Source organism: Exiguobacterium sp. SL-9 (genome assembly GCF_004336985.1).
Lineage (GTDB): Bacteria > Bacillota > Bacilli > Exiguobacteriales > Exiguobacteriaceae > Exiguobacterium.
In genome coordinates this window covers 231,976-244,231 of record NZ_SJUO01000004.1, presented here as the reverse complement: position 1 = coordinate 244,231, position 12,256 = coordinate 231,976, and the positions used below count along the sequence as shown (strand labels likewise).

The window sequence follows — 12,256 nt, the reverse complement described above, 5'->3', positions numbered from 1 at the left end:
ATCTACAGAAAGAAGGAAACCACATGAAAAAATTAATGACGCTCTTCGCCTCACTCACACTCGTCCTCGCGGCATGCGGGAACGACTCGGAAACATCTACGACGGAAGCCCCGTCAAATGAGCCGCAGACGCTCAAAGTCGCATCGCTCATTCCACCGATGACGGATATGCTTGAAATCGCGAAAGAGCAGCTCGCAGAAGACAACATCGAGCTCGAAATCGTCGTCCTCGGCGATAACGTCCAACCGAACACGGCGCTCGCAGCGAAAGAAGTCGACGCGAACTTCTTCCAACACGTCCCGTACATGGAAGAGTTCAACCGCAGCAATGACGCCAACCTCGTCCCGATCGAACCGATTTACTTCGCCAACTACGGCGTCTACTCGAAAGAGTATGACAATATGGACGACATCCCGGAAGGCGCGACGCTCGCCATCGCCAATGACGTCTCAAACATCGACCGCTCGCTCTCGTTGCTCGCCCAACATGATGTGATTGAGCTCGGTGAGAAGAACGGTTCGTATTACACGCAAGCCGATATCACGGAAAACCCGAAGAACCTCAAGTTCGAGGAAGTCGATTTGCTCATGCTCGCGCGTGCGTATGACGACGTCGATGCGGTCCTCATGACGCCGGCCTACGCGGCTCCACTCGGCTTGACGCCGAAGAGCGATGCTCTCTTGACGGAAGGTGTCGAGAACGACTTCGCGATCACGCTCGTGGCCCGTGAAGACAACAAAGATGAAGAAGCGATCCAGAAACTCGGCGAAGCACTCACAAGTGACGAAGTCCGAGCGTTCTTGGAAGAGAATTACGAAGAAACGGCGATTCCGGCGTTTTAACGAAAAAAGATTGAGCCCAGGTGGCTCAATCTTTTTTTAGTATTCCTCGTATTCTCTCGGGTCTTGGTTGTCGATGCGACCGTCTGGTTTCGTGAGTGCGTTGAGCGTCTCCATCTCGTCCTCGGTCAGTTCGAAGTTGAAGACGTCGAGATTCTCCTTTTGGTGCAACTCGCTCGATGAACGCGGGAGCGGGATGACACCGAGTTGGACGTGCCAACGCAAGATGACTTGGGACACGGTTTTGCCTTTTTGTCGCGCTAACTCGGCGATCGTCTCGTCATGCGTGACGGTCCGAGCACGACTCAACGGGCTCCACGCTTCGGTGATGATCCCGCGCTCTTTGTCGGCCTGACGCTGCTCCACTTGTGAGAAATAGGGGTGAAGCTCGATTTGGTTGATGACCGGTGTCTCACCCGTCTCCTCGATCAAACGGTCGAGGTGCTCGGGCATGAAGTTCGAGACGCCGATGGAACGAATCCATCCGTTCTCTTTCGCTTGGATGAGTGCGCGCCATGCCTCGACATATTTGTCTTGTTTCGGGTTTGGCCAGTGCAACAGGAACAAGTCCCAATAGTCGAGATTCGCCCGATAGAGCGACTCGCGAATCATTTCCAGCGCGGCATCGTAGTCGAAGTATTGCGCGCGGAGCTTCGACGTCAAGAACAGTTGCTCTCGTGGGATGCCGGATTGACGGACAGCCTCGCCGACTGCCCCTTCATTGTCGTAACGAATCGCTGAGTCGATGAGCCGATAGCCGTTTCGAATGGCGCTCGTGATGGCGTCGACGCCCGGTTCGCCTCGTAAATAGACGGTGCCGAGCCCGATGGCGGGAATCTCGTAGCCGTCATGCAGTTTGATGGTTGGGATATTCATAAAATGCCTCCTCATTCAAAATCCGTTCTCTTGTCCGCTATTCCACTTTCCGGGGAAATGAAACGTTTGAAGCGGTTGGTTTGGATTAAAATGAAGTTGCCTATTTTCCTGTTTTTGGGATAATTGAAGTGAGGTGATAGGGATGAAGTGGTGGTGGATGAGTGGGTTGATTGTGGCGATTGCTTTGTTTTATGTGAATGACAGGTGGTACGGACAGGCAGCGACGTTTTGGGTGCCGATTAGTTGGATGGTTTCAATATTGATCTTAGTGAGAATCACGTATCCGAAACGCAAATGGTGGTCTGGTTTTGTTGCGATATTTTTAGTCGGTGCGTCGATTGTCCTTTCAATTCCGACTTACTCAGTCGCTGCAGCGGAACAAGAACTATTTACAACGTATGGGAACGTTACTTATACGGAAAGTGTACGCACAAGCGGAGATGAATGGAATCCGTTTATTCCAAGTGTGGCTTATGTATTTAAAACTGAAACCGGTCAATCGATTTTGTTCATCCCGGACTCCGGAAAAACATTCGAAATCTAAAAAACGCGTCCTCCAATGTGAGGACGCGTTTCTGATTAGTTGCGAATCATATAATCGAAAGCACCGAGTGCGGCAGTCGCACCAGATCCCATCGAGATGATGATTTGTTTGTAGGCGCTGTTCGTGCAGTCGCCTGCTGCGAATACACCTGGAAGGTTCGTCGCGCCGTGACGGTCGACGACGACCTCACCGAAGTTGTTGCGTTCGACCGAGTCGAGCCAGTCCGTGTTCGGGACGAGACCGATCTGGACGAAGACGCCTTCGAGTTCGACGTGATGTGTTTCGTTCGTCTCACGCGACAAGTACGAGATGCCGTTCACTTTGTCCGTACCCGTGATTTCTGTCGTCTGAGCGTTCGTGACGACGGTCACGTTCGGGAGGCTGTGGAGACGGTCTTGAAGCACTTGGTCGGCTTTGAGTTCAGAAGCGAACTCAAGCACCGTCACGTGTTTGACGATCCCAGCGAGGTCGATCGCTGCTTCAATCCCAGAGTTGCCGCCACCGATGACTGCGACGCGCTTGCCTTCGAAGAGAGGGCCATCACAGTGCGGGCAGTAGGCGACACCTTTGTTTTTGAACTCGGCTTCACCTGGTACGTTGACGTTGCGCCAGCGTGCACCAGTCGAGAGGATGACGCTCTTACTCTTCAAGACGGCACCGTTCTCAAGTTCGACTTCGACGAGGTCTTTCTTCTCGAGGCGCTTCGCGCGTTGGAGGTTCATGACGTCGATGCCGTACTCTTTCACGTGCTCTTCCAAGCTCGCGACGAGTTTTGGGCCTTCCGTGTAAGATGTGCCGATGAAGTTCTCAATCCCCATCGTGTCCATCACTTGACCACCGAAGCGTTCTGCGACGATGCCGGTCCGGATGCCTTTACGAGCCGCGTAAACCGCTGCGCTTGAACCGGCCGGGCCACCACCGATGACAAGGACGTCATACGGCTCTTTGTTTTCAAACGCCGAAGCGTCCGGGCCAGTACCGAGTTTCGCCAAAATCTCTTCAAGTGACATGCGTCCGTTGCCGAACGCCTCACCGTTCAAGAAGACGGTCGGAACAGCCATGATTTCTTTCGCTTCGACTTCTGCTTTGAACGCGCCACCGTCGATCATCGTGTGTGAGATGTTCGGGTTGAGAACGCTCATGACGTTGAGTGCTTGGACGACGTCCGGGCAGTTGTGGCAGCTGAGGCTGATATACGATTCGAAGTGGTACGTGCCTTGAATGTTTTGAATCTGTTTGATCGCATCCGCGTCCACTTTCGGCGCCCGGCCGCTCACTTGGAGCAACGCGAGGACGAGTGAGGTGAACTCATGACCGAGCGGAATCCCTGCGAAGACGATCCCAGTTTCTTCAGACGGACGGCTCACGCTGAAGCTCGGTGTGCGTTCGAGCGTGACGTTCTCGACCGAGATGCGTGACGACATGCTCGCGAGTTCGTTCACGAGGTCGAGCATCTCTTTAGAGACCGCGTCGTCTCCAGCGCTGACACGGAGGACGACATCGCCCTCCATGAGCTGGAGATATTGATCCAACTGTTGCTTAATATCTGCTTCTAACATGTAATCCGCTCCTTACAACTTGCCGACGAGGTCGAGGCTCGGGCGAAGTGTTTCAGAACCTTCTTCCCATTTCGCCGGGCAAACTTCGCCTGGGTTGTTGCGGACGTATTGTGCCGCTTTGACTTTGTTGACGAGTGTGCTCGCGTCACGGCCGATGCCGCCTGCGTTGATTTCAACAGTTTGGATGACGCCGTCTGGGTCGATGATGAACGTACCGCGGTCAGCAAGGCCATCTTCTTCGTTCAAGACGTCGAAGTTACGTGAGATTGTGTGTGATGGGTCACCAATCATGATGTACTCGATTTTGCCGATTTTCTCTGATGTTTCGTGCCATGCTTTGTGCGTGAAGTGTGTGTCCGTCGATACAGAGTAGACTTCAACACCGAGATTTTTCAATGTAGCGTATTCGTTTTGAAGGTCTTCAAGTTCAGTCGGGCAGACGAATGTGAAGTCAGCTGGGTAGAAGCAAACGACGCTCCATTGACCTTTGAAGTCGTTGTCTGATACTTCGAGGAATTCACCTGTTTGGAATGCTTGTGCTTTGAAAGGTAAGATTTCTTTGCCGATTAATGACATGGGATATGTCCTCCTTGGTTTTTTACTCTAGTGGACTTTCGTCTCTACTAGAATAATTATAATGTAATACTAACTTCATATAACCCGCCAAAAATGTCAAGGCGTTTGCATGTCTGGTAAAATGTTGATATATCAACGTTAAATGGGTAAATCGCTTGATGAAAGGAAAGAAAACGATTACAAAAAAATGTGTTTTTGTTTTCAATAACCTATGCGAAAAAAATAAAACCTAATTCATCGGCATGGGTTTGATGAAAAAATGAATCTATGATTCTCGTCATAAATCACTAGATTATCAATTACAAATAAAAAAACCTCGATCTGAAGTAGATCAAGGTTGCTGACTTGTATTTATAATGTGTTGATTAAATTCTGCTCGGTCTTTTCCTTTATGAAGGCGAGCGTGGCAGTTTGGACAAACCGCTACAACTTGATCAGGTCGTGACAAACCGTCATCTGATTCTTTATAAAGTGAGTGGAGTTCGAGGTAGGGACCTTCTTCTGTTTCAAAAGGAGCCGGTTGCCCACAGGCTTCACAGCAATCATTGGCACGAGCTAGCACATAATAATGAAGTGCCGCTGTTTGTTCGCGAACTTGTAACTTTCGTGCCGACATACTTAAACCAGTAGCTCGTTTTGGATCACGAGAAGCGATTTCTTCTAAGTCTTCAATCGTTTTATAGCGCATCGTCGATGAGAATTGATGAGCTTCTTCCTGAATCACGTGTAATGGTTCAAAAGCAAAGACGATGACTTCGCGCTGGTTATGATGTTTATCGATTCCAAATTGAATATCGTAGCCAATTAAAATGAGTTGATCGACAAAGCGGTAGGTCCCTCGTCCGAGCGATTCGAATAAATAAACGTCTTCGCCATTCTCTATATGATTGAGGAGTGCTTTATTCCCAAACGAAAACGATTGATTTCCTTCCTGTCCCTCACCACTGTAATAGTAGAGACCGTCATCTTCGTTCCAACCATTTTTATATCCAAACTCTTCATCCATCCCACTATCGAACATAAAAATGAGTTTATGTTTATTTGGGGTACTAATCCCTCGTTGTCGACTTCCGCCGTAACGATCGTGAAGTTCAGATCGTTTATACAACTTATTTTTTTCGAACAGCATACGACACCTCATTCCTAAGAATTTCATCTACATAAATTGTATCACGTCTCTCACTGAATAAATGAAAAAGACAGAGGTCGCCCTCTGCCTTTCCATCATTCCGCCATCAACGCACACACCGCATTCGAATAAGCGACCGGGTCTTCAATCGGTAGCCCTTCGATGAGGAGCGCTTGCTGATAGAGCAAATCGGTATACTGTTTCGCTTTCGCTTCATCTTCCTTATAGGTGCGCTGTAACGTCTGGAAGATGGCGTGATCGGCGTTCACTTCAAGCACTTTCTCGGCTTTCATGCCGCCGCCATTCGGCATAGTGTTCAAAATCTTCTCCATCTCGATCGAGACGTCGCCGGCGACCGTCAAGCAAACCGGATGTGACTTGAGGCGTGTCGACGCGCGCACTTCTTTGACGCGGTCCCCGAGTTCATCCTTCATGAAGGCGAACAAGTCCTTGTTTTCCTCGTTGAGCGACTTGGCCGCCTCGTCATCAAGCCCGAGGTCACCGCTCGCGATCGACTTGAACTCTTTGTCGTCATACGACTGGAGCATCTTGATCGCGAACTCATCGATTTCTTCAGTGAAGTAGAGAATCTCAAATCCTTCTTCTTTCAAGCGCTCCGCCTGTGGCAACAGGTCGATTCGATGAATCGATTCGCCCGTCGCGTAATAGATGTACTTCTGGTCGTCTTTCATGCGCTCGACGTACTCTTTGAGCGTGACGAGCTTGTTCTCGTTCGATGAGTGGAACAAGAGCAAGTCTTTCAACTCGTCCTTGGCGGCGCCGAATTGGTCGTAGACGCCGAACTTGATTTGACGGCCGAATGACTCGAAGAACTTCTCGTAATTCTCACGCTCGTTTTGGAGCATCTTCTCGAGCATGCCTTTAATTTTCGACTTCACGTTCTTCGCGATGACGCGAAGTTGGCGGTCTTGTTGCAACATTTCCCGGGAAATGTTAAGCGATAGGTCTTCCGAGTCGACCATTCCTTTGACGAAACCGAAATAGTCCGGAAGCAGGTCAGGCGACTTCTCCATGATCAAGACGCCGTTCGAATACAGCTCGAGTCCTTTCTCGAACTCTTTCGTGTAATAGTCGAACGGGACCGTTGATGGGATGTAGAGGATCGACTGATACCGGATCGTGCCGTCGACGTTCAAGTGGAGGTGCTTGAGCGGCTCGTCGAAGCCGTAGCGTTTCTCATGATAGAACGCCTTGTAGTCTTCGTCCGAGAGCTCGCTCTTCCGTTTGCGCCAAATCGGCACCATGCTGTTGACCGTCTCTTCTTCGATATAGTCCTCATACTCTTCTGAGTCGTCTTTTTGACGGTGCTTCGTCACGTCGAGCTTGATCGGATAGCGGATGAAATCCGAGTGCTTCTTGATGAGCGAGCGAATCTCGTACTCTTCGAGGAATGATGAGTACGTCTCGTCGTCCGTATCGGCTTTCACGTGCAACGTGATCTCGGTCCCGATGTCGGTCTTGTCCGTCGGCTCGATTGTATAGCCGTCCGTGCCTTCTGATTCCCACAAGTAACCTTGTTCGCTGTCGACCGAGCGGGTACGGACCGTCACGCGGTCGGCGACCATGAACGCCGAGTAGAACCCGACACCGAACTGACCGATGAGGCTGTGATCTTCTTCCATCTTCGTCGCCTGCTTCATCGCGAGCGAGCCACTCTTGGCGATGATCCCAAGGTTCGATTCGAGCTCGTCGGCCGTCATCCCGATTCCAGTGTCGCGGATGGTGATCGTGCGAGCGTCCTTGTCGAGCTCGACTTTGACGAAGTAATCATCTTTGTGGAAGTCAATTGCCTCGTCCGACAGGGCCCGGTAATACATCTTGTCGATGGCGTCACTCGCGTTCGAGATGAGCTCACGGAGGAAGATGTCCTTATGCGTATAGATTGAGTGGACCATCAACTCTAAAATTCGTTTCGATTCGGCTTGAAACTGTTTCTTTGTCATGATCGTTCTCCTTTTTGTTTGTTCATTTTTGGCACTCTGATTATAAGAGTGCTAACACTATTGATTATCCTAATTTTTAGGAAGATGTCAACCCGATTCAAACAAAAGATTGACGCGAGGTCCGGATTCGCCTATAGTTGAATACATGCGATGAGCTGGTCTATGTAAGACGGCGGACATTCCTTCGGGAGCACGTTGTGGAGCGTGGTTCGACGCGGTAGACTTTTCGAGAGCACCTCTAGTGAGAGGTGCTCATTTTTTTGTATATGGGGGATTTTTATGGAATTACATACAATCCATCACGTGGCGATTATCGCCTCGAACTATGACCAGGCAAAGCGGTTCTACATCGACATCCTCGGTTTCGACGTCATCCGCGAGCATCATCGTCCGGACAAGGGCGACCACAAGATCGACCTGCGGCTCGGCGCGTACGAGCTCGAGCTGTTCATCAAACCGGATAGCCCGAAACGGCCGAGCTTCCCGGAGGCGTGCGGATTGCGTCATCTCGCCTTCAAAGTCGACGACATCGAGTCAGTCGTCGCCGAACTGAATACGCATGGTGTCACGACAGAACCGATCCGGATTGATACATTCACGGGCGAGAAGATGACGTTCTTCTTCGACCCGGACGGTCTGCCGCTCGAACTTCATGAATAAATTCACATAAGCGCATTAATGAGGCTATACTATACACAGAGAAAGCTTGAGATGTGAGGTGTAGAAAATGCCGACAATGAAAGATGTGGCCCAAAAAGCAAACGTAGGGGTAGGAACAGTCTCTCGTTATATCAATCAACCCGATTCATTGAAAGAGAGCACTCGTTTGAAAGTTGAAAGGGCCATTCAGGAATTACAATATGAGCCGAACGAAGCGGCCCGCAACTTTAAAAAACGGCAGTCTCAGTCGATTGCATTGATTATACCTACAGTATGGCACCCATTCTATTCAGAGTTCGCTTATCATGTGGAGAGAGAGTTGTTTCGTCGTCAGTTTAAACTGATTTTATGCAACTCCCGAAATGAAGTTGAGCGAGAAATCGAATATATCGACATGCTTAAAAAGAACCAAATCGATGGAATCATTGCGATTACGTATAGCGAGGAAATTGATTCGTATGTGACGAGTAATTTACCTATTGTCAGCATCGATCGTCATTTCCGTGAAGACGTTGTGTATGTGTCCAGCGACCATTTCAAAGGTGGACAGATTGCAATCGAAGAATTATTGAAACGTGGTTGCCAGTCGGTTGCCTATATAGGTAGTAAATCTAAAATTGAGAACGAATCGATGTTACGAAAAGTTGGATTCGAACAATATGCGATTGACCATCAAGTTGAATACAAAATTGTGGAAGAGTCAGAACCGATTGTAGAGAAGCATCGTGTGATTCGAGATTTTCTTATACAACATCCATCTATCGACGGTCTGTTTTGTATGAATGATACATGGGCCATTGCTGCCATCGCTGTTTGTAACGAGCTAGGCAGAGGTATACCGAACGATATTCAAATTATCGGATTTGATGGAGCACGTAAAAGCGCAGAGGATTTCCTGACACACTCTACCATTAAGCAGCCTATTGAGAAACTGGCGTTTAAAGCAGTGGATGCGTTGCTACTACAAATCAACCAAGTCGGAAATGTAAGAAAACACATCCTTCCTGTAGAATTTTATGAAGGGAATACAACGAAACCTGTTGACAAGTGAATGAAAGCGGTTTATTTTTAACTTAACGGATCCGCTTTCTTTTTTATTTAAGACAAAACGGAAACGTTTCCATTTTAAATAATTTTGGAAACGTTTCAATTAATTACTTGTTTGACAGGAGGATATTCACATGAGCAAGAATGTCGAAGTGGTGTCTACAAGGATTTTAAATGCCTTAGGCGGTAAAGATAATATTCAATCAATGACACATTGTGCAACGAGATTAAGAGTAGTTGTAAAAGATAGTGAGAAGGTTGAAACAGAACAGCTTCAAGAAATTGATGGCGTAAGTGGTTATTTCTATCAGTCGGGTCAGCATCAGGTAATTCTTGGTACGGGCTTTGTTAACAAAGTTTATCAGCAGTTGCTTGATACAGGGGTCGATGAAGGGAATTACAAAGAAGCAGCAAATGAAAAATTGTCAAAACCACAGCGGTTTGTCAAAACATTAGCAGATATCTTCATCCCAATCATTCCCGTTTTGATTGCGACCGGTCTATTGATGGGTCTTCGTGGGTTGATTGTAGATGGCTTCGGTGTTGAACTTTCTCCTGAACTGTTGATCCTCTCTCAAGTACTGACAGACACGGCATTTATTTTTATTCCGGTTCTTGTCACTTGGTCCGCCATGAAGAATTTTGGGGGGACGCCAGTCATTGGGGTCGTGCTTGGACTCATGTTGGTCGCCCCGCAGTTACCTGATAAGTGGGCGGTTGCGTTTGGTGAAGCAGAACCTTTAATCATCTCGATTTTTGGTCTGGATTTGTCGATCACTGGTATGCAAAGCTCGATTTTGCCTGCAGTGTTCATTGGATGGTTGGCTGCACGTTTAGAAAAAGCATTTAGAAAAGTTGTGCCAAATGTGCTTGATTTAATTCTCACACCGTTCCTAACATTGCTCACTTCATTGGTGTTAGGTCTTGTATTGGTCGGCCCATTCATTTTGTTGATTGAAAATTTACTCACGGATGCCATCATGTTCTTCTTCGAACTACCATTTGGAATCGGCGGCGTAATCTATGGAGGGTTGATTCAGTTCTTAGCAGTAACCGGCATGCATCACACCATCGTTCCGGTTACCGTGAAGATGGTAGCTGAGACTGGCTATGACATTATCAACCCAATTGGTACAGCGGCGATTGCGGGTCAAGCTGGTGCTGCCTTAGCAATCGTGATGGCCATCAAAGATAAAGTGAAACGTTCGACGATGTTCACGTCTGTCATTCCTGCTTTCTTTGGAATCACGGAACCTGTTATGTTTGCCATTAACCTTCCGAAAGGGTCTCCATTCTTGTTTGGATGTATTGGTGGAGCTGTTGGTGGGGGTCTTGCTTCAGTTCTAGGTCTTGCTGCAGCCGGTACTGGCTCAACGATGATTCCTGGGATGCTACTCTACATCGGGGACGGTCTGTTGTTATACGTTTTGGTGATCCTAGTAGCTTTGGCAACTTCATTTACAATCACAAAGTTTGCTTATAGAGAGAAGGAGACGAAGTCGGAAAAGAAGGTAGCATAAACAATTGGTGAGAGAAGGGATAGGATCCTTTCTTTCACCTTCTGCAGTTAAAGGAGAGTTAACGAATGGTCATTGATTTTTCTAACAGAGAGAACCGATTCATCACATTAGATGACATTTCAGAAGAGTATGTATTAGATATCCGTAATAAATCAAAAAATGATTTATATTATCCGACGTATCATATCGCACCACCACATGGACTGCTAAATGATCCGAACGGATTAGTTTATCATGAAGGAATACATCATATATTCTATCAATGGTTTCCTTTAGGTCCGGTCCATGGATTGAAGCATTGGTATCATTTGTCTACGAAAGATTTTATTCACTATACGGACCATGGGGTGGCATTGAAACCTGACACATTGTACGATCAACACGGTTGTTTTTCGGGTGGTGCCCTTTCACAAGAGGATTACCTTGTTATTTACTACACGGGAAATGTCAAAGATGAGGAAGGGAAATTTGTACAAGTCCAATGTATAGCACAGTGTGATTCACATGGTGTCATTCATAAAAAAGGACCGATTATTTATCCTGACTTTAATTTGACGACTTATAATTTTCGAGATCCGGTCCCGTATCGAAAAGATGATGAGATTTATTTATTTGTAGGTGCGGAAAATGTGGACCATGAAGGAACAATCCTATTATATAAGCAGGAATTAGAAGATGTGTCTTTGGTTCGTCCTTTGCAGCTTGATGTATCAAACTTTGGATACATGTGGGAATGTCCTTCTTATTTTGAGTTGGAAGGTAGAGGCATCCTCTTATTTGCGCCTCAAGGAGCAACCTCGGAAGATCCTAATGAATTTAATAATGTGTTCTCTGTTGTTTACTTGATTGGTGATCATCTTAACTTTGATACAGGTGACTTTAAACATCAACGTTATGTGGAGATGGATAAGGGATTTGATTTTTATGCCCCCCAAGTCTATCAAGATGAACAAGGTCGTCAAATTATGTATGGCTGGTTAGGAAATTCCAAGAGTGCATATCCAACGGACCGAAATATGTGGGCACATATGCTGACAATTCCTCGTGAATTATCTATCAAGGGAAGATATCTTTTACAGTCACCGCTTGCTGAATTAAAAGATCTTCGCCATTCTTCACGGCGACTACAATCAAAGTCAGAAATTCATCGAAGAGGGTTTGAAATCGAAGGTACACTCCAAGAAACATTCCGGTTTAGTATCGTGAATGCTGAAGGAGATGCGATTGAGTTTTATTCAGATCGTGAGATGTATACGTTAGATCGTTCGAATATGACTGAACTATATGCAACCGAATACGGCACAGTACGGCAAGCACATCGGCATTATGACATGGTACAAAGCATTAGAATTTTTGTAGACGCTTCAAGTATTGAGATTTTTGTTGATGAAGGGATGACAGTTTTCACAAGTCGATTTTTTTTAACAGGTGAATGGACAATCGAGACAGAAGGAATCACCGGATTCATCCACGACTTGTCTCCAATCCAAGTAAAGGAAGTAACGGAGTAAATAAGTGAAGCCCCTTCACGCGAAGGGGCTT

Annotated in this window: 11 protein-coding genes; 6 read left to right on the top strand and 5 right to left on the bottom strand. The window is 47.2% G+C overall.

Annotation, left to right across the window (positions count from 1 at the left end; genetic code table 11):
- Positions 1–23: 23 nt before the first annotated feature.
- Positions 24–842, top strand: a complete 819-nt coding sequence (locus tag EVJ34_RS12060; protein WP_131485779.1) for a MetQ/NlpA family ABC transporter substrate-binding protein — start codon at positions 24–26, stop codon at positions 840–842.
- Between the two features lie 36 nt (positions 843–878).
- On the opposite strand, the gene EVJ34_RS12055 is transcribed toward EVJ34_RS12060, so the two are convergent.
- Positions 879–1,715 (bottom strand): aldo/keto reductase, encoded by an 837-nt coding sequence (locus EVJ34_RS12055; RefSeq protein ID WP_131485778.1) that lies wholly within the window; start codon positions 1,713–1,715, stop codon positions 879–881.
- Between the two features lie 142 nt (positions 1,716–1,857).
- Between EVJ34_RS12055 and EVJ34_RS12050 the strand changes: the two genes are divergently transcribed.
- Positions 1,858–2,259, top strand: coding sequence for a hypothetical protein (locus tag EVJ34_RS12050; protein WP_131485777.1), 402 nt, complete (start codon positions 1,858–1,860; stop codon positions 2,257–2,259).
- Positions 2,260–2,294: 35 nt separating this feature from the next.
- On the opposite strand, the gene ahpF is transcribed toward EVJ34_RS12050, so the two are convergent.
- From ahpF to htpG, 4 genes are all read right to left on the bottom strand, one after another.
- On the bottom strand, positions 2,295–3,818 hold the full coding sequence (ahpF, locus tag EVJ34_RS12045) for an alkyl hydroperoxide reductase subunit F (protein ID WP_131485776.1): 1,524 nt from the start codon (positions 3,816–3,818) through the stop codon (positions 2,295–2,297).
- A gap of 12 nt (positions 3,819–3,830) precedes the next feature.
- Positions 3,831–4,394 (bottom strand): alkyl hydroperoxide reductase subunit C, encoded by a 564-nt coding sequence (gene ahpC, locus EVJ34_RS12040; protein ID WP_034803599.1) that lies wholly within the window; start codon positions 4,392–4,394, stop codon positions 3,831–3,833.
- A 331-nt stretch (positions 4,395–4,725) separates the two neighbouring features.
- Positions 4,726–5,523 (bottom strand): SRA domain-containing endonuclease, encoded by a 798-nt coding sequence (locus tag EVJ34_RS12035; RefSeq protein WP_161568919.1) that lies wholly within the window; start codon positions 5,521–5,523, stop codon positions 4,726–4,728.
- A gap of 95 nt (positions 5,524–5,618) precedes the next feature.
- Complete coding sequence (gene htpG / locus EVJ34_RS12030) at positions 5,619–7,487, bottom strand: molecular chaperone HtpG (protein ID WP_131485774.1); 1,869 nt, start codon at positions 7,485–7,487, stop codon at positions 5,619–5,621.
- Positions 7,488–7,766: 279 nt separating this feature from the next.
- Between htpG and gloA2 the strand changes: the two genes are divergently transcribed.
- From gloA2 to EVJ34_RS12010, 4 genes are all read left to right on the top strand, one after another.
- Positions 7,767–8,147, top strand: a complete 381-nt coding sequence (gloA2, locus tag EVJ34_RS12025; protein ID WP_131485773.1) for an SMU1112c/YaeR family gloxylase I-like metalloprotein — start codon at positions 7,767–7,769, stop codon at positions 8,145–8,147.
- A 67-nt stretch (positions 8,148–8,214) separates the two neighbouring features.
- Positions 8,215–9,198: a LacI family DNA-binding transcriptional regulator gene (locus EVJ34_RS12020; RefSeq protein ID WP_131485772.1), complete on the top strand. Its 984-nt coding sequence runs from the start codon at positions 8,215–8,217 to the stop codon at positions 9,196–9,198.
- A gap of 130 nt (positions 9,199–9,328) precedes the next feature.
- The gene (locus tag EVJ34_RS12015; protein ID WP_131485771.1) at positions 9,329–10,714 is read left to right on the top strand and encodes a PTS transporter subunit EIIC; all 1,386 of its coding nucleotides are present in this window, start codon (positions 9,329–9,331) and stop codon (positions 10,712–10,714) included.
- 65 nt (positions 10,715–10,779) lie between these two features.
- Positions 10,780–12,225, top strand: a complete 1,446-nt coding sequence (locus EVJ34_RS12010; protein ID WP_131485770.1) for a glycoside hydrolase family 32 protein — start codon at positions 10,780–10,782, stop codon at positions 12,223–12,225.
- The last annotated feature ends 31 nt before the right edge of the window (positions 12,226–12,256 follow it).

What these genes read in the sequence shown, in the direction of transcription:
- htpG (WP_131485774.1), bottom strand. Translation starts at nt 7,487, where the DNA reads ATGACAAAGAAACAGTTTCAAGCCGAATCGAAACGAATTTTAGAGTTG.
- ahpF (WP_131485776.1), bottom strand. Translation starts at nt 3,818, where the DNA reads ATGTTAGAAGCAGATATTAAGCAACAGTTGGATCAATATCTCCAGCTC.
- EVJ34_RS12020 (WP_131485772.1), top strand. Translation starts at nt 8,215, where the DNA reads ATGCCGACAATGAAAGATGTGGCCCAAAAAGCAAACGTAGGGGTAGGA.
- EVJ34_RS12035 (WP_161568919.1), bottom strand. Translation starts at nt 5,523, where the DNA reads ATGCTGTTCGAAAAAAATAAGTTGTATAAACGATCTGAACTTCACGAT.
- EVJ34_RS12060 (WP_131485779.1), top strand. Translation starts at nt 24, where the DNA reads ATGAAAAAATTAATGACGCTCTTCGCCTCACTCACACTCGTCCTCGCG.
- EVJ34_RS12015 (WP_131485771.1), top strand. Translation starts at nt 9,329, where the DNA reads ATGAGCAAGAATGTCGAAGTGGTGTCTACAAGGATTTTAAATGCCTTA.
- EVJ34_RS12050 (WP_131485777.1), top strand. Translation starts at nt 1,858, where the DNA reads ATGAAGTGGTGGTGGATGAGTGGGTTGATTGTGGCGATTGCTTTGTTT.
- gloA2 (WP_131485773.1), top strand. Translation starts at nt 7,767, where the DNA reads ATGGAATTACATACAATCCATCACGTGGCGATTATCGCCTCGAACTAT.
- ahpC (WP_034803599.1), bottom strand. Translation starts at nt 4,394, where the DNA reads ATGTCATTAATCGGCAAAGAAATCTTACCTTTCAAAGCACAAGCATTC.
- EVJ34_RS12010 (WP_131485770.1), top strand. Translation starts at nt 10,780, where the DNA reads ATGGTCATTGATTTTTCTAACAGAGAGAACCGATTCATCACATTAGAT.
- EVJ34_RS12055 (WP_131485778.1), bottom strand. Translation starts at nt 1,715, where the DNA reads ATGAATATCCCAACCATCAAACTGCATGACGGCTACGAGATTCCCGCC.